Origin of the sequence: Rhizomicrobium sp., assembly GCA_037200985.1 — a bacterium.
In the GTDB taxonomy this organism is placed as follows: domain Bacteria; phylum Pseudomonadota; class Alphaproteobacteria; order Micropepsales; family Micropepsaceae; genus Rhizomicrobium.
Genome location: JBBCGJ010000001.1, coordinates 107,157 through 123,249, shown reverse-complemented (window position 1 = coordinate 123,249; position 16,093 = coordinate 107,157). Strand labels below are relative to the sequence as shown.

The window sequence follows — 16,093 nt, the reverse complement described above, 5'->3', positions numbered from 1 at the left end:
TCATCCCCGGCCGAACATCGCGAAGCGATGCGAGGGGAAAGGGACCCAGGTGCTAAACACCAACGCGCTGTTGAAAATCAAGCTGTGATCAAATGCCGGCATTCCGAATGTTGAACCGCCTGGGTCCCCTTCCCTCACCACGCTGCGCGCGGCCCGCCGGGGATGACAGCGGAGGTCTCTAAGCCACGTCGGCCAGCAGCGAGAGCTGCCCGCGGCCGGCGCCGCCGGTGATGTCGGTCAGCTCGATCGGATAGGCGCCCGAGAAGCACGCATCGCAGAATTGCGGCGCGGCGGTGTTGCGCCGGCCCTCGCCCATCGCGCGGTAGAGCCCGTCCATGGTGATGAAGGCGAGGCTGTCGGCGCCGATCAGCCGGCGCATGCCCTCCACGTCCATCTGGTGCGCCAGGAGATCCGCGGTGTTCGGCGTGTCGACGCCGTAGAAACAGGAATGCGCCGTCGGCGGACTGGCGACGCGGAAATGCACCTCGGCGGCGCCCGCGTCGCGCACCATCTGCACGATCTTCTTGGAGGTCGTGCCGCGCACGATGGAATCGTCGATCAGCACGACGCGCTTGCCCTGAAGGGTGGCACGGTTGGGATTGTGCTTCTTCTTGACGCCGAAATTGCGGATGCCGTCGGTCGGCTCGATGAAGGTGCGCCCGACATAATGGTTGCGGATGATGCCGAGCTCGAAGGGCAGCTTGGCCTCCGCCGCGTAGCCGATCGCCGCGGGAATGGAGGAATCGGGCACCGGGATCACCATGTCGGCGCCGGCCGGCGCTTCCCGCGCCAGTTCCGCCCCGGTGCGCTTGCGCAGCTCGTAGACGTTGCGGCCCTCGACCACCGAATCGGGCCGCGAGAAATAGATGTATTCGAACACGCAGAAGCGGTTCGGCTGCTTCTGGAAGGGATAATAGCTCTCGATGCCGTCCTTGGTGATGACGATCATCTCGCCCGGCGCCACGTCGCGCACCAGCTCGGCGCCGATGATGTCCAGGGCGCAGGTCTCCGACGCCAGGATATAGGCCTGGTCGAGCCTGCCCAGCACCAGCGGGCGCACGCCCCAGGGATCGCGCACGCCGATCAGCTTCTTCGACGTCAGCGCGACGAGCGAATAGGCGCCCTCGACCTGCTTCAAGGCGTCGATCAGCCGGTCGACGATCGGCTTGTAGCGGCTGCGCGCCGCCAGATGGATGATGACCTCGGTGTCGGAGGTCGACTGGAAGATGCGGCCCTCGCCCACCAGCTCGGCGCGCAGCGTGCGCGCATTGGTGAGATTGCCGTTATGCGCGAGCGCGAGGCCGCCGCCGGTCAGGTCGGCGAACATCGGCTGGATGTTGCGCGGCGCCGAACCGCCCGCCGTCGAATAGCGGTTATGGCCGATGGCGAAGGAGCCTTTGAGATTGAGCGCGCGCGCCGCGTTCTTGCCACCGAAAATGTCGCCGACCAGACCGGGATGCCGCTCCGAGACGAAATGGCCGTCATGATAGGTGACGATGCCCGCCGCCTCCTGGCCGCGATGCTGGAGCGCATGCAGGCCCAGAACCGTCAGCGCACCGGAATCGGGGTGGCCGAACACGCCGAACACGCCGCATTCTTCGTGGAGCTTATCGTCTTGAACTGCTTCGCCTTTTGGAAGGCCGGTCATCGGTTGCCGCTACCGTTGCTGCCAGTCGCCTCGAAAAGTCGGTCTAGCGCATGGCGGTCCTGGGCGCCATAGCCCTTTTTGTGCTTCTTCCGGCCGTCCGGTTTCGGCACGGGATGGGCCGGCGGATGGACGGTGCGCGGCGGCGTGCGCAGCAGATCGTCGATGCTCCGGGGCTTCGGCTCTCCCACGGGCGTGACCGACGCGCGGTCGCGGTCGGGAACCAGGGCGAGAAGCACTTCGGCGGAACTTTGGATCATCGGCAGCGAGCGTGCCTCGGTCAGCCAGCGCGGCTGGGAATGGATCGGCACGAAGGCGGTGAACACCAGATAGGCGATGCCGAGGATCGCGAGGCCGCGCACGATGCCGAAGGTCGCACCCAGCACGCGGTCGAGCGGCCCGACCGGCGAACGCTTGACGCCCTCGGAGAAGCGGTGGCTCGCGAACTGGATGGGAATGAAGATGGCGACGAAGACGATCGCATAGCCGACGATGGTCGCGATCCAGGCCGTCGCGATCAGCGACAGCGCCAGCCGCCCCACCCAAGGCCCCAGATAGAGAGAGGCGAAGGCGGCGGCCGCCCAGGCGACGATCCCGAGCGTCTCCGACACGAAGCCGCGCCAGGCCGCATAGGCCGCCGATCCCAGGATCACGAGCACGACCAGAAGATCGACGAAGGAGAAGGCGAGACTCATACACCCATTCTATCACGGCGCGGGGATGCGGGCGCTGTACCAACCAGCTCAATCAGCTCCGCAACGTCCCGCACGGGGCGAAGGGCGAGGCCCGCGCCCTCGAGCTTGGTGCCGGCCGGCACCACGGCGGTAGAAAACCCGAGCTTTGCGGCTTCCTTGAGGCGCAGTTCGGATTGCGGCGCCGTCCTGACGTCGCCCGACAGGCTGATTTCGCCGAAAAATACCGTTTCGCGCGGCAGCGGCCGGCCGGCATGGGACGAGATCAGCGCCGCGGCGGCGGCGAGATCGGCCGCCGGCTCGCCGACTTTCAGGCCGCCGGCGACGTTCAGATAGACGTCCGAGGCGCTGACGCCGACGCCGCCCCGCGCGTCGAGCACCGCCAGGATCATCGCAAGGCGCCCGGTGTCCCAGCCGACCACGGCGCGGCGCGGGCTGCCATAGCCGGCGGCGGCGACCAGCGCCTGGATCTCGACCAGCAAGGGCCGCGTGCCTTCCAGCCCCGCGAACACCGCCGTGCCCGGCGACGTCGAATTGCGGTCGCCTAAGAACAGCGCCGACGGATTGGCGACCTCGGCGAGGCCCTTGCCGGTCATCTCGAATACGCCGATCTCGTCGGTCGGCCCGAAACGGTTCTTCACCGCGCGCAGGACCCGGAAATGATGCCCGCGCTCGCCCTCGAAATAGAGCACCGCGTCGACCAGGTGCTCGACCGCCTTGGGGCCGGCGATCTGACCGTCCTTGGTGACATGGCCGACCAGGATGACGGCGGCGCCCGAGGCCTTGGCGTAGCGGACGAGATCGAAAGACGCGGTGCGCACCTGCGCGATGGTGCCGGGGGCAGCTTCCAGCGCGCCGGTCCAGATCGTCTGGATGGAATCGATGGCGACGATGTCGGGGCGCTTGCCGGATTCGAGCGTGGCGAGGATGTCCTCGATATTGGTGGCGGCGCCGAGCGCGACCGGCACGTGCGAGACGCCCATGCGGGCGGCGCGCAGGCGGACCTGCGCCATCGCCTCCTCGCCGGAGATATAGACCGCGCTGCCGCCTTTCGCGGCGAAGGAGGCCAGCGCCTGGAGGATGAGCGTGGACTTGCCGACGCCCGGATCGCCGCCGATCAAGAGCGCCGAGCCCGGCACGATGCCGCCGCCGGTGACGCGGTCGAACTCGGCGATGCCGGTGACGCGGCGCGGCGGCGCGGCGTCCTCGGTCTTCAGGTCCTCGAGCGCGAATTTGCGGCCGCGCACGCGCTTGGTGGCGCCGGCGCCGATGGGCACGGGAGCGCCTTCCTCGGTGATGGTGTTCCACCCGCCGCACGCCTCGCAGCGCCCCGACCATTTGGAATGGACGGCGCCGCAGGACTGGCAGACGAAGGAGGGGGATGAGCGGGCCATGATTCGAGTATAGCAGGCGCGTCAAGCGAGGCGTTCAGGCTTTGCTTTTCCTCCCCCGCTGTTGCGGGGGAGGTGCCGAGCGCAGCGAGGCGGAGGGGGCCCCCTCCGTCACGCCTCCGCTGCGCTTCGGCGTGCCACCTCCCCCGCGAGCGCGGGGGAGGAAAAGCATCAGGCCTTCACTTCCATCTTGATCGGCCCTTCCGCGCGGCCGTGGATGAACTGGTCGACGTAAGGATTGCCGCTGCTGTCGATCTGCGCGGTCGGGCCGTTCCAGATGATCTTGCCCTTGTAGAGCATCGCGATCTTGTCGGCGATCTTGCGCGCGCTCACCATGTCGTGCGTGATCGACAGCGTCGTCGCCCCGACGTCCTTCACCGTGTCGACGATCAGGTTGTTGATCACGTCGGCCATGATGGGATCGAGGCCGGTCGTCGGCTCGTCGAAGAAGATGATCTCCGGATCGGCGGCGATGGCGCGGGCGAGGCCGACGCGCTTCTGCATGCCGCCCGACAATTCGGCCGGCGAGAGGTTCGCCACCTCGGGCCCGAGGCCGACCTTGGCGAGCTTTTGAATGGCGATGTCGCGCGCCGGCTTGCGCGCCATGCCGCGGCCCTGGATCAGGCCGAAGGCGACGTTCTCCCAGACGGTCAGCGAGTCGAACAGCGCCGCGGCCTGGAACAGCATGCCGAACTTCTTCAGCATCCGGTCGCGGGCCCGGCCGGAGAGGCGCGTGACCTCCTTGCCGTCGACGAAGATCTGCCCCGCATCGGGCGTCAGGATGCCGAGCACGCATTTGATCGTCACCGATTTGCCGGTGCCCGAGCCGCCGATCACCACCAGCGACTGGCCGGGCTCGAGCACGAGGTCGACGCCGTCCAGCACCACCTTGGGTCCGAACCTCTTCTTCACGCCGCGCAGTTCGATCTTGGGAGTCATCGCGGACTATTTCTGAAACAGGATGGAGGTGAGGATGTAGTTGGCGGCCAGGATCAGGATCGAGGCGGACACCACCGCGTTGGTCGTCGCCGCGCCGACGCCCTGGGCGCCGCCCTTGGAATGGAAGCCGTTGTAGCAGCCCATCAGCGCGATGATGAAGCCGAACACCGCCGCCTTGTAGAGCCCGCTCATCACGTCCTGCGTGGTCATGAAGTCTACGGTGTTCTTGAGATAGATGCCGCCGGTGAAACCGAGCGTCTCAGTCGCCACGACATAGCCGCCCATCACGCCGATGATGTCGGCGACCGCGACCAGGATCGGCATGGAGATCACCGCCGCGATCAGCCGCGGCACGACGAGATATTTGATCGGGTTGGTGGCGAGCGTGGTCAGGGCGTCGATCTGCTCGGTCACGCGCATGGTGCCGATCTCGGCGGCGATCGCGGCGGCGACGCGGCCGGCCACCATCAGGCCGGCGATGATCGGCCCCAACTCGCGCGTGATGCCGAGCACCACGATCTGCGGCACGAAGGATTCGGCGCCATAGCGGTTGCCGCCGAGGAAAATCTGCAGCGCCAGCGCGCCGCCGGTGAAGAAGGCGGTGAGGCCCACCACGGGCAGCGAGAAATAGCCGATGCGCAGGAGCTGCTGGAGGATGTGCCACCAGTAGATCGGCGGGCGGAAGATGCCGGTGACCGCCGACCAGGTGAACAGGGTGAGACGGCCGATCTGCGCCAGGAGAAGGAGAACGGCGCGGCCGATGGGTGCGAAGATGTTCATGTCGCCTGCCCCGTGTAGCGGCGCGGCACGCGCGGCGCGGTCGCGGTGAGAATTTCATAGGCCGCGGTGTCGGCGGCGCCGGCAACCTCTTCGAGGCTGATCGTGTCGCCGAAGAACTCGGCCTCCGCGTCGGTCGACAGCGCGGCGAGCGGCACGTCGGTCGCGTCCAGCGTCACCAGGTCCATCGAGACACGGCCGGCGACCGGCGCCCGCACGCCCGCGATGGCCGCAACGCCGCGATTGCCGATGGCCCGCATCACCCCGTCCGCATACCCCAAGGCCACGGTGGCGATCACCGTCGGCCGCTTCGCCCGGAAGCTGGCTCCGTATCCAACGCTCTCCCCCCTGTCAATTCGGCGGATCTGGAGCACCCGCGCGCTCAGGACGGCGGCGACGGCGAACGGGTTCTGCGGCGCGTGCTGCACATTGCCGCCATAGAGGCCGATGCCCGGCCGCACCATGTCGAAGGCGTAGTCCTTGCCGAGCAAGACGCCGCCCGAGGACGCCAGGCTCGCCGGCGCCGGCGGCAGCATGGCGAGCGCGGTCTTGAAGCGGTCGAGCTGGATGCGGTTCATCTTCGCTTCGGGATCGTCGGCGCAGGCGAGATGGCTGACCCAAAGAACGATGCGCAGGCCTTCGAGACGCCGGCGCCAGTCGGACGACAGCGCCGAAAGCTCGTCTCCGGGAAGGCCCAGGCGGTTCATGCCGGTGTCGATGTGGATCGCGGCTTCGAGCACGGTGCGCGTCTCGCGCGCCGCCGCCTGCCAGCCGGCGATCTCGGCCAGCGAATTGAGCACCGGCGTCAGGCGATGGCCGATCAGCGCCGGCACCGTATCGGGCGCGGCACCATCGAGGACGAAGATGCGGGCCGACGGAACGACCGCGCGCAGGGCGATTCCCTCGTCCAGGCGGGCCACGAAAAAGGTGTCGCAGCCGGCGGCTGCCAGCACCCGGGTGACCGGTGCGGCGCCCATGCCATAGGCGTCGGCCTTCACCACGCCCGCCACGGCGGCGGGACCGGCCAGCCGCTGGCAGAGGCGATAATTCGCCACGATCGCGTCCAACCGCACGGTCAGGCGCGCCGCCTCGAAGTCCGGATTGCTCATGGGCCGGACAATGCCGGGGGGGCGGGGCGGCGTCAAAGGCGGGCGCGCCGCAGGCGGCCGGCTATTGCCCGCCGCCGGTGACCGGGTCGTGATTCGGCAGGATTTTGCTCAAGCAGGGCACATTCGCCAGCAAGGGACAGGGCGGCGCAGTTTCCATCTGATGCCGGGTGACATCGGCGGCGGTGAAGGCCGGCGGCGGCTTTTCCTTCGGCACGTCGAGCACGATCGTTCCGTCCGGGCGCTTGATGAAAGCCCAGGGGCGGCGAAGACAGGTCTCGCGCTGGGCGGCCGACAGGTTCTCATAGCTCGAGGCGCCGCAGGCGAGCGAGCGGCCGATGCCTTCCAGCCCGCCGGTCGGCGGCGGCGGCAAGGCCTTCTTCGGTTCCGGGGGCAAGGTGATCGGGGCGGTGACGAACGGGAAGGTTTCGACCGGCGCCGGCGGCTCGACCTTTTTCGGCCGATGAAAGGGTTCCGCCACGGGGACCCACAGGATCGCTTCCGGGATGGTCTCGCGGATGCGCTCCACGATGGGCGTGTGGACGCTGTAGGCCACGATCAGGAGGGCGAGGACATGAACCAGAAGGACGGCGCTGCCGGCGATGGAGCGGCGGAGGTTGCGCTGCTTGTCCTCGGGCGTGGCGGCGAGCGGATGCGCGGCCTGGATTCCGGCGAACGCGTCAGAATCGACCGAACTGTCCGCCACAGCAATTCCTGCTCAAATCCGGCCCTTCAGCCGGTGCAAAGGTCTTCGGCGCCAAGGGCTTCGCGCGCGCGCCGCACTTTAGCAGAATTCCACAGCGCCATAGTCTCATCGAACCGGCGTTCCCATCCCGGAAGATCGGGCCGCGCGCCGCGCTGCAACGGCGTACCTTCTTGTGAATCTTCTTTCATTATTGCCGCAACCGCTTCGGCCGAGATGTCGCGGCTGAGAAACCGCGCGAGCGACGCGGCTTCGGCAAGCGGATCCGCCAGCAGCCGCTCGTAGCGAACGACATGACATAGGCCGTTGCGCTTCAGCCATGCGTAACCCGACATGGCGGTCAGGTATTTGCGCACCGATTTTCGCGCCCCGTTGCGGAAGGCACGGCCGTTGGAACGCGCCCAGGCCTCGAAGCCGCGCGTCATGAAGATCGTACGGCGTTCTTGCGGACGCATGAGCAGATCGGGCGCGCGGCAGGATTCGGCGCGCAGTTTCACCACCGGCGGCTGCGCCGGATCGAGCGTTGCGGCGAGATCGGCGCCCATCGCCGCCGCCGCCGCCGCGACCGTCCGGCGAAACGGATTGAGCGGACTCGCGCAGGCGGCCGTGGTCGCCTGGGTGTAGAAGTCCGGCTCCGACACATTGGCGACCCCGCCCCCGGACAGCAGCCGGCTCAGCAAGGTCGAGCCGCAGCGGCCCGGCGAGAACAGGAAGATCGGCGCGCGCGGAGCGCCGGGCATGAGCGCCCCCGCCTCCCAGGGCACCGACACCACGCGCGTCGCGTTGCGGCGCAGGTACAGATAGTAGAATGGCGCCGACTGGGCACCCTCGGCGTCGACGCCGCCGACATAGACCGAACGTCGCCGGAAAAAATCCAGGCAATAGGGAAACAATCCTTCGGCGCCGTCGAACGGGCGGACGACGGATGTCAGGAAGTCGCCCGGAGTCGAGATGGCGATGCGGTCGGTGCGGCGGGCCGTCTTTATGTCGGCAGAAGTGATGGTTCGTGTCACGCGCATGCGGTCTTCAGGGTCGAGAGTGAGAGAGGCGATTCGCGAACGGTTGCAATTCCGGCCGGCCGGAAAGGTATGCCGGTGCCTTTTGACGCGCCAATTCCCCTAACCCTATGCGATTCCGAAAAGGTTTTTGTCGCGAGTTGTCGCAACATTAAGCCGACATACAAAATGTCGAAATCCGCGTGAAGGGTTGAGGAACCCGAACCGTACAAGAGACTTCTGCTAATCGGGGTCAGAGGTATCGCAATTTCATGCAAGCATATCTGATAAATCTGGCGCGCCGTCCCGACCGTTTGCTCAAGATGTCCAAGCAGTTGTCGGACCTCGCGATACCGGCCCAGTTCGTTGCCGCGATCGACGCGCGGAACATGCCGGACGCCGTCGCCGACCGGAACTTCGCGAGCGACGGCCCGCTCGGTCCCATTCCCAAAGGCGACAAATGCTGCACGCTCAGCCATATGCGCGCCTGGAGCATGTTCCTCTCCACCGGCGACAGCCACGGCCTGATCCTCGAGGACGACGTCGCGATCGACGGCGACGCCGCACCCTTGCTGAGCGATGCCTCCTGGATCCCGAAGGGCGTCGGACTGTTGAAGATCGAGCGCTATGGCCCCCAGAACCAGCGCGTGCTGCTCGACGATGTCGTGGACGCGGGCGGCGGCCGATTGATCGGCCGGCTCAGGTCTCGCCATACCGGCGCCGCGGCCTACATCCTCTCGCGCGCGGTCGCCGCACAATTGCTGGCCTGGCAGGAACCCTGGACCCTGCCGGTCGACCATATGCTGTTCAATCCGAACAATTCGCCGCTGACGGAACGCCTGCGCCCGTATCAATTGACGCCCGCGATCGCGCGGCAGTCCGAGGACATCGGCGGCCAGACCGACATCGACGAATGGCGGGCCGGCCAGCGCGACTTCAGCTGGCGTCTCGTCAAGCGCGAGATGGTGCGGGCCTATTACGATCTGCGCCTGCTGCCGAGCCAGCTCGCCAGCCTGGCGCGGCGCGAAGCCGATTTCGTCCGCGTCGAGGCCGTGCGTTAACCCAATCACGCGATTTGCGCGCCATCGGCACGGCTCCTCCTGCATAATCGCGGTGAACAAGAGCGTTTGCCCGCGCCGTTGAGGATGCTGTCATGCGGATTTTTCTGGCCGCGGCCGCGACCCTGGCCGTGTTCACGGTCGCCGGTTGCGACGTCAATACCGGCACGCCGAAAGACGCGAAGGTCGGCTGCAACTGCACGCCGCCGCCCGTCGCGACGCCGCCTGCGCCGACCGCCGGCGAACCCGACTATGCGCCGCCGCCGACCCATCGCCATCGCTGGCACCGGCGCCGTTACGCCTATGACGGCGTGCACGGCTACGCCTGGCGGCGCGAGTATTCCGAAATTTCGGTCGCAACCTACGATTATCGCAGCGACAGCCATTCCTACATCACCGGCGGTCACACCTATGCCGGAGGCGGCGCTTATGATGGCGGCGGCGCGGTGCACGGCGGCGGCTGGGTCGACGGCTATGGCCGCGCCTATGGCGGCGGCGACGACGCGGCTCACCACGAGACGGCGGCCGGCGACCGCGCCCGGCTGCATCCATGGCACGGCTACGACGCCGACTGTCCGGACAACGACCCGCACGCGCGACGCTAGGCGCGACACCCTCAGCCCGCGGAGCGGGCCCTCTCGACGTTCGAGAATACGGTGGCGGCGCCGGCTCCCAGACCGAGAGCCGGAAACAGCAGCTCCGCGACCCGATAGGCCTCTTCAAGATGCGGATAGGCCGATCCGATGACGGTATCGACGCCGAGCGCCTGATATTCGCGCAGGCGTTCGGCAACGGTCTTCGGATCGCCCACGAGCGCCGTGGCCGCGCCTTCGCGCACCAGCCCGATGCCGGCCCACAGATTGGGACTGATCTCCAGCTTGTCGGTCTTGCCGCCATGCAGCTCGACCATGCGGCGCTGGCCTTCCGACTGCTCGACGCGCTTGGCGATGCGGGCCTGCGCCGCCGCGATGATCTCGGGCGTCAGCCGGCTGATGAGGCGGTTGGCCGCGTCCCAGGCTTCCGCCTCGGTCTCCCGCACGACAAAATGCAAACGGATGCCGAAGCGGACCTTGCGGCCGACGCGCGCCGCGGCCTCGCGCACCTCCTTGAATTTCTCCGCGACCTGGGCGGGCGGCTCGCCCCAGGTGAGATAGAGATCGGCGTGCTCGGCCGCGACGGCGACGCCGGCGGGCGACGAGCCGCCGAAATAGATCGGCGGATAGGGCTTCTGCACCGGCGGGAAGACGAGCGGCGTGCCGCCCTTGGCCGAGAGGTGCTTGCCTTGGAAATCGATCGGCGCGCCTTCCATGATGCGCCGCCACAGCGTCAGGAATTCGGCGGTCTGCTCGTAGCGCTCGTCGTGACCGAGGAATAGGCCGTCATAGGCGAGCTCGGTCGGGTTGCCGCCGGTCACCACATTGAGCAGCAAGCGGCCATCGGAAATCTGGTCCAGCGCGGCCGCCTGCCTTGCGGCGAGAGCCGGCGTCTGGATGCCCGGCCGCAGCGCCACGAGGAATTTGAGCCGCTCGGTCATCGGCGCCAGCGCCGACGACAGCGTCCAGCCGTCGAAGCAGCCATGGCCGGTCGGCAGCAGCACGCCGCCATAGCCCAGCCGGTCGGCCGCGAGCGCGATGTCGCGCATATAGCCGAAATCCGCCGGCCGGCGCAGTTCGTCGGAACCGAGATAGCTGCCGTCGCCGGCGCTCGGCAGGAACCAGAAGAAGTTCAATTTGGGAGCCATGGGATTTTCACCTTCGATATACGATTCATTTCCAGTCGAGCGGCGCCACCGCATCGGCGATCTTCACGCGCCGCGGAATGATGCCGAGGCGCGCGAAATCGTCCGCGACGGCCTGCTGGCGGGCGACAATGCCGGCGTCGAGCGGAACGATCCCGAAATCCGCCCGCGCGAAGCTCGTTTGCACAAGCGCCAGATCGAGACCGCTGGTGCTCGACACGAGCGCGCTCGCGGCGTCCCGGTTCGTGGCGATCCACTGCCCAACCGCCCGTAGCTCGTCGAGGACGGCGCGAACCACACCGGCGTTCTGCTCGGCAAACGCCCGTGCCGCCAGGAAGAACGAGGCGCTGTGGACAAAAGGCTCGGCGTTCGACAGGACGCGCGCGCCGGCTTTGCGTTCCGCATCGGCATAGTAAGGATCCCAGATGAACCAGGCGTCCAGGCTGCCGCGCACGAAGGCCGCCCTGGCGTCGGAAGGCGCGAGATAGACCGGCGTCACGTCGGACAGCGTGAGCCCCGCGGCGTGCAACGCCGAAATGGCGAAATAGTGGGCGCTGGAGCCGCGCGTGAAGGCGATCCTGGCGCCCTTCAACTCCGCGATGCGGGAGATTTTCGAGTCGGCCGGTACGAGAATCGCCGAGCTCCGGCCCCGCGTGGGAACGGCGGCGGTATAAACGAGGTCCGTGCCCGAGGCCTGGGCGAAGATCGGCGGCGTGTCGCCGGTCGCGCCGAAATCCACGCCGCCGGCGGCCAGCGCCTCCAGCAGCGGCGGACCGGAGGGAAATTGCGCCCATTCGACGGTCTTGATGCCGGCCGCCGCGAGCCGCGGTTCAAGGCGCTTCTGCTGCTTGGTGATGACGAGCACGCCATCCTTCTGATAGCCGATGCGCACGGTATCGGCCTGCACGCCGGCATTCGGGCCGCAGCCGGCAAGCGGCGCGGCCAGCAATGCGAGAGCCGCGCCGCCCTGCAGCAGGCCGCGACGGGACGGGTTCTCAAACATCGCGCGTCTGCGCCTGAGTGATGTTGCTGCCCGGCGGCACGCTTTGCGTCAGCCAGACATTGCCGCCGATGGTCGAGCCGCGGCCGATGGTGATGCGCCCGAGGATCGTGGCGCCGGCATAGATCACGACGTCGTCCTCGACGATCGGATGGCGCGCAATGCCCTTCACCAGGATGCCGTCGCGGTCGACGGGAAAGCGCTTGGCGCCCAGCGTCACGGCCTGGTAGAGCCGCACGCGGTCGCCGATGACGGCCGTTTCGCCGATCACCACGCCGGTGCCGTGATCGATGAAGAAGCTCGCGCCGATCTCGGCGCCCGGATGGATGTCGATGCCGGTGCGGGAATGGGCGACGTTGGAGATCAACCGCGCGATCAGCGTCGCGCCGAGCAGATGCAGGGCGCGCGCCAGCCGGTAGTGGATGACGGCCACCATGCCGGGATAGCCGAGCAGGATCTCGGTCACCGTCGTCGCGGCGGGATCGCCTTCATACGCCGCCTGCAGGTCGCCGACGAGCAGCGCGCGAATCGCCGGAAGCCGCGCCGCGAAGGCGGCCACGATGTCGCGCGCGACGCGGTCGGCCGCTTCGCGTTCCGCCGCGTCGCCGGCGGGCGGCTGGGCGCGGCGGATCTGTTCCTCCAGCGCCGCCAGCATGTCCTGCAGCATGCCGCGGACGAATCCGTCGATGCGCTCGCCGCTCAGCTCCGGCTGGCCGTAATGGGTGGGGAAGAGCGCGGCGGACAGCCCTTCGACGATCTCGGCGATGGCCGCGCTGGAGGGAAGCCGCCGGGCAATCCCGCCCTCGCGGATGTTGTGCGTGACCTCGCGCGACCGGCGCAGTTCGGCGACGACGGTGTCCAGATTCAGCGTGTCCGTCGGGCCGTTCGCGTCCGGCGCGTCGTCGAACGATCTGGGAGGCTCGTCGCGAACCGACACTCTTGAAGACTCTCTCATGACGTGATGTCCACGACCGGCATTGCCGGCCGCGGCCCGGCCCTCTGCAGTATCTCCTGATATTCTATCAGATTGATAGAGTTGTCCAGCCGGCCTCAGGCCAGCAGCTTGCGCACGGCGGCGCGGGCGCGCGCGTTCTCGTCCGGCAATCCGATGGAGATGCGGGCCCAGCGGTCGAGCGGCGGGAAGGCCCGCGCGATCTCGATGCCCTCCGCCAGCAGGGCGGCGGCGAACGGCTCATGGGGCCGGCCCGTTTCGAAGAAGACGAAATTGCCCCGCGAGTCGCTGCGGCGGATGCCGAGGCCGTCGAGCAGCGCGTTCCATTCCTGGCGCTCGGCGATCACCTTGGCGCGCACGGCCGGGACGTAGCCGGAATCGCGCAGGCTTGCCGAGGCCGCTGCCAGCGCGAGGCGGTTGAGTTCGTGCGGCGCGCCGAGCCCTTTCGCCTTCAGCGAGGCCGCGAGCGGTTTCGGCGCCACGGCATAGCCGATGGACAAGCCCGCCAGGCCGTACACCTTCGCGAAGGTGCGGAAGACGACGACGTTCGCGCCCTCCCGCGTCAGCGCGACGGCCGTGCGATCCGCGAAGTCCGGTTCGAATTCGAGATAGGCCTCGTCCACGATGACCGTCGTCTTCGCGGCGGCCGCGCGCAGGAAGGCCTCGAACGGGGCAGTCTCGCTGACCGTGCCGCTCGGATTGTGCGGATTGACGAGATAGACCCCGCGCGTCCGCGCCGTGATATGCGCCGCGATTGCGGGAAGATCGTTCTCCAGCCGGTCGTTCAGCGGCACGCCGACGACCACGCCGCCGCCGGGCGCCACCGCATCGACCAGCGCGGTATAGCCGGGCTCGGAATAGACGAACTCGCCGCCGGGGCCGCCGTCCAACGCGAGTTGCAGACCCAGCGCGTCGAGGATTTCGCCCAGGACGATCTGATCGGCGGAGACGCCTTCGACGGCCGCGATCTGCTCTTCCAGGGCGCGCGCCTCGCCGCCGACATAGCGATCGGCCTGGTCCAGTTGCTCCAGGATCGCGCGGCGGGCCAGCGGCGAGGGGCCGAATGGATTCTCGTTCAGCGACAGACGCGCGGGAACCATCGATGCCGCTTCGCTCGCGGTGGAGAGCACGACGCTGCCGGCCGCGGCGGCGCCGAGCCATGCACGCCGCGTCACGCCGTCAGGCGTCATGCCCTGCCCTCAGCACATCGAGGTTGAGCGGCAGCGGCGGTCCGAGCCACAGGCTGTGGGTCGCGTGATCCTCGTAGTCGTCGCCCGTCAGCGGATGCACGAGGATGCTCAAGCCCTCGCGGTTCAGCATCAGCCAGGGCACGAGCCTGGGGAATTCCTCGCGCGCGAAGGCGACCTGATACATCGGCTCGGTGTGCGGTCCGACCAGTACGTCATGCCAGCGGCCGAGCGTCACGGTGAAATGATCGCCCATCGCCTCGCGCAGCCGGGCGGCGATCGGCTTGGTCTGCGGCGTGTAGTAGACATGGGCGTGGAAGCCCTCGATGATCTGCGTCTCGGGGTCCGAGGATCGTGTCACGCCGGCACGGCCGTCTTGGCGAAGAAGCGGTTCTCCGGCCGGGGCAGGCCCAGATTCTCGCGCAGCGTGGTGCCCTCATATTCGCGCCGGAAGATGCCGCGGCGCTGGAGCTCCGGCACGACCTGATCGACGAACTCGTCCAAACCTTGCGGCACGGTGGGGAACATGATGTTGAACCCGTCGCAGGCGTCGCTGAAGAGCCACTCTTCCATCTTGTCGGCGATTGTCTTCGCCGTGCCGACGAAGGCAAGCCCGCCATAGGCGCCCACGATCTTCGCCAACTGGCGGATGGTGAGATTCTCCCGCCGGGCGCGGTCGATCAGCGCCTGGCGGCCGCTCTGGCTGGCGTTGGTCTCGGGAAGGTCCGACGGCAGCGGCCCGTCGAGGTCGAAGCCGGAGACGTCCGTGCCCAGCCGCATCGACAGGTTCGGCAACCCGCTGTCGGCATGAACGAGGCTGTCCAGAAGCTCATGCTTGCGGCGCGCCTCCGCATCCGAGTCGCCGACCACGACCAGCGCGCCGGGCAGAACCTTCAGGTGGTCGCGCGGCCGGCCGAGTTTGTCGAGCCGGCCTTTCACGTCCGCGTAGAAGCGCTGCGCGTCGGCCAGCCGCCCGCCCGCGGCGAAGATGACCTCGGCGGTCTCGGCGGCGATCTGCTTGCCGGCCTCCGATGCGCCGGCCTGCACGATCACGGGCCAGCCCTGGACCGGCCGGGCGACGTTGAGCGGGCCGCGCACTTTCAGGAATTCGCCGTTGTGGTCGAGGACGTGCAGCTTGTCGGGATCGAAATAGACAGCGTTCTTCGTGTCGCGGATGAAGGCGTCGTCCGCCCAGCTGTCCCACAGCCCGGTCACGACGTCGAAGAACTCGCGTGCCCGGCGATAGCGGGTGTCGTGCTCCCAATGCTCGTCCCGTCCGAAATTCCACGCTTCCGTCGGATTGCCGGAGGTGACGAGATTCCATCCCGCGCGGCCGCCGCTGATGTGATCGAGCGAGGCGAACTTGCGCGCGACGTGATAGGGCTCGTTGTAGGTCGTCGACGCTGTGGCGACGAGGCCGATGCGCTCCGTCACCATCGCCAGCGCGGGCAGCAGGGTCAGCGGATCGAACGAGGTGACCGTCGCGCTGCGCTTGAGCGCCGACATCGGCATGTTCAGCACCGCCAGGTGATCGGCCATGAAGAAGGCGTCGAATTTCCCCTGCTCCAACTTCTGCGCGAACCGCACCAGATGCTTCAGGTTGAAATTGCCGTCCGGATAGGCGCCCGGATAAAGCCACCAGGCGGTATGGATTCCGACGGGACGCATGAAGGCGCCGAGTTTCAGTTGCCGTGTGCTGCTCATGGGAGACGTTCCTTCATCCTGCTGGGCGCGATGCGGCCTGTATGCGGACGCGCAAGTCTAGAAGTAGTGTCGCCCGCGCCGAAGAAAAGTCCGTCGGTCCGTTTCGCGCCGGCAACGGTCGGGGACGAGGAAAGACGCTGCGAGCCATGACGCACTCTAAGTTTACTCGCAAAATATAGTATATCGGCGACGGCTCCAAACGATGC

16 protein-coding genes are annotated in these 16,093 nt (G+C 67.8%); 2 read left to right on the top strand and 14 right to left on the bottom strand.

Features of this window, described 5'->3' with window-relative positions; genetic code table 11:
• Window positions 1-178: 178 nt before the first annotated feature.
• From purF to WDN01_00590, 8 genes are all read right to left on the bottom strand, one after another.
• Complete coding sequence (gene purF, locus WDN01_00625) at window positions 179-1,648, bottom strand: amidophosphoribosyltransferase (GenBank protein MEJ0024502.1); 1,470 nt, start codon at window positions 1,646-1,648, stop codon at window positions 179-181.
• Window positions 1,645-2,340, bottom strand: a complete 696-nt coding sequence (locus WDN01_00620; protein MEJ0024501.1) for a CvpA family protein — start codon at window positions 2,338-2,340, stop codon at window positions 1,645-1,647. Before WDN01_00620 ends, purF begins: the two co-directional genes overlap by 4 nt.
• A complete protein-coding gene (radA, locus tag WDN01_00615; protein ID MEJ0024500.1) occupies window positions 2,337-3,731 on the bottom strand; it encodes a DNA repair protein RadA in 1,395 nt (464 codons plus the stop codon). The genes WDN01_00620 and radA overlap by 4 nt, the downstream gene beginning before the upstream one ends.
• A gap of 168 nt (window positions 3,732-3,899) precedes the next feature.
• Window positions 3,900-4,667, bottom strand: a complete 768-nt coding sequence (locus tag WDN01_00610; protein MEJ0024499.1) for an ATP-binding cassette domain-containing protein — start codon at window positions 4,665-4,667, stop codon at window positions 3,900-3,902.
• A 6-nt stretch (window positions 4,668-4,673) separates the two neighbouring features.
• Window positions 4,674-5,447, bottom strand: coding sequence for an ABC transporter permease (locus WDN01_00605; GenBank protein ID MEJ0024498.1), 774 nt, complete (start codon window positions 5,445-5,447; stop codon window positions 4,674-4,676).
• The gene (gene alr / locus WDN01_00600; GenBank protein ID MEJ0024497.1) at window positions 5,444-6,553 is read right to left on the bottom strand and encodes an alanine racemase; all 1,110 of its coding nucleotides are present in this window, start codon (window positions 6,551-6,553) and stop codon (window positions 5,444-5,446) included. Before alr ends, WDN01_00605 begins: the two co-directional genes overlap by 4 nt.
• A 61-nt stretch (window positions 6,554-6,614) precedes the next feature.
• Window positions 6,615-7,256, bottom strand: a complete 642-nt coding sequence (locus WDN01_00595; protein MEJ0024496.1) for a hypothetical protein — start codon at window positions 7,254-7,256, stop codon at window positions 6,615-6,617.
• Between the two features lie 26 nt (window positions 7,257-7,282).
• On the bottom strand, window positions 7,283-8,272 hold the full coding sequence (locus WDN01_00590; GenBank protein ID MEJ0024495.1) for a hypothetical protein: 990 nt from the start codon (window positions 8,270-8,272) through the stop codon (window positions 7,283-7,285).
• 248 nt (window positions 8,273-8,520) lie between these two features.
• Here WDN01_00590 and WDN01_00585 point away from each other — a divergent pair, with 248 nt between their 5' ends.
• Both WDN01_00585 and WDN01_00580 read left to right on the top strand, forming a co-directional pair.
• Window positions 8,521-9,309: a glycosyltransferase family 25 protein gene (locus WDN01_00585; protein MEJ0024494.1), complete on the top strand. Its 789-nt coding sequence runs from the start codon at window positions 8,521-8,523 to the stop codon at window positions 9,307-9,309.
• A 92-nt stretch (window positions 9,310-9,401) separates the two neighbouring features.
• Window positions 9,402-9,911 carry a hypothetical protein gene (locus tag WDN01_00580; protein ID MEJ0024493.1) on the top strand — a complete coding sequence of 170 codons (510 nt, stop codon included), beginning with the start codon at window positions 9,402-9,404 and terminating at the stop codon, window positions 9,909-9,911.
• 11 nt (window positions 9,912-9,922) lie between these two features.
• Here WDN01_00580 and ssuD read toward each other — a convergent pair whose 3' ends face one another.
• The 6 genes from ssuD to WDN01_00550 form a co-directional block, all read right to left on the bottom strand.
• A complete protein-coding gene (ssuD, locus tag WDN01_00575; protein MEJ0024492.1) occupies window positions 9,923-11,047 on the bottom strand; it encodes an FMNH2-dependent alkanesulfonate monooxygenase in 1,125 nt (374 codons plus the stop codon).
• A 25-nt stretch (window positions 11,048-11,072) separates the two neighbouring features.
• Window positions 11,073-12,047: an aliphatic sulfonate ABC transporter substrate-binding protein gene (locus tag WDN01_00570; GenBank protein ID MEJ0024491.1), complete on the bottom strand. Its 975-nt coding sequence runs from the start codon at window positions 12,045-12,047 to the stop codon at window positions 11,073-11,075.
• Window positions 12,040-12,981 (bottom strand): serine O-acetyltransferase EpsC, encoded by a 942-nt coding sequence (gene epsC / locus WDN01_00565; protein MEJ0024490.1) that lies wholly within the window; start codon window positions 12,979-12,981, stop codon window positions 12,040-12,042. The genes WDN01_00570 and epsC overlap by 8 nt, the downstream gene beginning before the upstream one ends.
• Before the next feature lie 113 nt (window positions 12,982-13,094).
• Window positions 13,095-14,186, bottom strand: coding sequence for a histidinol-phosphate transaminase (locus WDN01_00560; GenBank protein ID MEJ0024489.1), 1,092 nt, complete (start codon window positions 14,184-14,186; stop codon window positions 13,095-13,097).
• On the bottom strand, window positions 14,176-14,544 hold the full coding sequence (locus WDN01_00555) for a DOPA 4,5-dioxygenase family protein (GenBank protein ID MEJ0024488.1): 369 nt from the start codon (window positions 14,542-14,544) through the stop codon (window positions 14,176-14,178). Before WDN01_00555 ends, WDN01_00560 begins: the two co-directional genes overlap by 11 nt.
• The gene (locus WDN01_00550) at window positions 14,541-15,887 is read right to left on the bottom strand and encodes an LLM class flavin-dependent oxidoreductase (GenBank protein ID MEJ0024487.1); all 1,347 of its coding nucleotides are present in this window, start codon (window positions 15,885-15,887) and stop codon (window positions 14,541-14,543) included. The genes WDN01_00555 and WDN01_00550 overlap by 4 nt, the downstream gene beginning before the upstream one ends.
• Between the last annotated feature and the right edge of the window lie 206 nt (window positions 15,888-16,093).